Genomic DNA, 1,317 nt, shown 5'->3' on the forward strand with positions numbered 1-1,317 from the left:
AGTGAATCGCCCCGGCTTTCATGGAGGCCGGTTGGTTTAAGTTAAATGGCATCTGCCGTCATGGCGATTTGCCGGTAGTAGTTTGCCTCAGCTTCGGCCGGCGGGATATAGCCGATTGGTTCGAGTAGGCGATGGTGATTGAACCAGGACACCCATTCGAGCGTGGCCAGTTCGACGGCCTCCATCGTTTTCCAAGGGGCACGGCGGTGAATCAATTCTGCCTTGTAGAGGCCGTTGATCGTTTCCGCCAGCGCGTTATCGTAGCTGTCGCCACGACTGCCTACAGACGGCTCTATGCCCGCCTCGCCGAGGCGCTCGGTGTAGCGGATGGAAACATACTGCGATCCTCGATCGCTGTGATGTATCAAGGCGTCCGAGAGTTCTGGCTGCCGGGCATATAGCGCTTGCTCCAGCGCGTCGAGCACAAAGTCTGTACGCATGGAACGGCTGACGCGCCAGCCAACGATGCGCCGGGCGAAGACATCGATGACAAACGCCACATACAGCCAGCCTTGCCAGGTGGAGACATAGGTGAAATCCGACACCCACAACTGGTTCGGACGATCCGCCCTGAATTGACGATTGACCCGGTCCAGCGGACAGGGCACGGCTTTGTCAGGAATCGTGGTTCGCACCACCTTGCCACGCCTGACACCGGCCAATCCCAAACGTTTCATGAGCCGCTCAACCGTACAGCGGGCCACTTCAAGCCCTTCTCGGTTCAACTGGCGCCAGACCTTGTCGGCACCGTACACCTGCATGTTGGCTTGCCAGACCCGCTGGATCTGCGGCATCAAGCCATCATCACGCCGGGTACGGACACAACGCAGTGCCGGGTTGCGCTGACAAGCCGCATGCCGTCGATAGCCTGACGGGGCAACCTGCAAAACCTTGCAGATCGGCTCGACCCCATAGGTGTCGCGATGCTGATCAATGAAGCCTTTCAGGATTTGAGTCGGCGGTCGAGCTCCGCCTGGGCAAAAAACGCACTGGCCAGCTTCAGGATTTCATTGGCCCGACGCAATTCCTTGACCTCGCGCTCCAACGCCTTGATGCGATCTCGTTCTTCGCTGGTAACACCGTCGCGTGTTCCTGTATCGATCTCATGTTTGCGTACCCATTCGTGCAAGGTCTGGGTAGCACATCCAATCTTCGGAGCAATCGACTCAATCGCCGCCCAATGTGACGGGTATTCATGGCGGTGCTCCTGCACCATGCGAACAGCGCGCTCGCGAACTTCAGGGGAATACTTGTTTGATTTGTTCATGGCTCCATCTTCTCAGAGGTTGGAGCCTCCTCAAAACCCGGGGCGATTCA

The 1,317-nt window shown here is 57.9% G+C and carries 1 protein-coding gene and 1 other annotated feature; the gene reads right to left on the reverse strand.

Annotated features, from left to right (window positions below):
• Positions 1 to 41 precede the first annotated feature (41 nt).
• A protein-coding gene (locus K7B09_RS13040; RefSeq protein ID WP_223629898.1) for an IS3 family transposase occupies positions 42 to 1,267 on the reverse strand; the annotation gives its coding sequence in 2 pieces (ribosomal slippage) (positions 42 to 985 and positions 985 to 1,267; 1,227 coding nt in all).
• Positions 873 to 989 (reverse strand) — a sequence feature (AL1L pseudoknot). Its footprint overlaps the gene before it by 117 nt.
• Positions 1,268 to 1,317: the final 50 nt, after the last annotated feature.

Origin of the sequence: Thermomonas beijingensis (assembly GCF_020034655.1) — a bacterium.
In the GTDB taxonomy this organism is placed as follows: domain Bacteria; phylum Pseudomonadota; class Gammaproteobacteria; order Xanthomonadales; family Xanthomonadaceae; genus Thermomonas; species Thermomonas beijingensis.